At 75.1% G+C, this 531-nt stretch carries 1 protein-coding gene; it reads right to left on the bottom strand.

Going from position 1 to position 531, the window contains the following annotated elements:
- Positions 1-143: 143 nt before the first annotated feature.
- The gene (locus ABD308_RS00255; protein ID WP_344322207.1) at positions 144-491 is read right to left on the bottom strand and encodes a hypothetical protein; all 348 of its coding nucleotides are present in this window, start codon (positions 489-491) and stop codon (positions 144-146) included.
- Between the last annotated feature and the right edge of the window lie 40 nt (positions 492-531).

Here is a 531-nt window from a genome sequence, read left to right as displayed (position 1 = left end):
ACGTCGGCCGCCGTTCCGGCCGGACACTTAAACGGCCAACCCCCCGTTCCAGGGCAACGGGTCTGGGGGTGGTGCCGACGCAGCGCCGAAGCGCCGGCACCGAGCCGTCGGGCCCCACAGCGGGCCCCGTGCCGACCGGAGTCTCAGGCGGAGTCGCGCAGATGCGCCTCCGCCGCCACCGCGAGGTCCTCCCAGGCCATGCCGACGCTCTTGAAGAACCTCGGCCGGTCGGTCGGCACGGGAGCCTCGCCGTTCACCAGTTCGGCCAGGTTCCACAGCGTCGTGGCGCCGGTCACCCCCGCCATCAGCAGGTCGCCGGCCTCGCGCAGCGCGACCGAGCGGGCCTCCACGTAGAGCGCGGACCGGCCGACCAGCACCTCGTCCACCTCCCGGGCGTCCACCTCGTGCGAACCGACCGCCGCCACCGCCGCGTGGTCGGGGACCAGCGCGCCGTCGAACAGCGGGGTGCGCGCGGTGGTGCAGCAGACCACCAGGTCGGCGTCCGCGACGTCGGCCGGGGTGCCGACGTCG

Source organism: Kitasatospora putterlickiae, from assembly GCF_039527695.1.
Taxonomy (GTDB): domain Bacteria; phylum Actinomycetota; class Actinomycetes; order Streptomycetales; family Streptomycetaceae; genus Kitasatospora; species Kitasatospora putterlickiae.
Note: the sequence above shows the minus strand (reverse complement) of the source record. Positions and strands in the feature narration are given on the sequence as shown.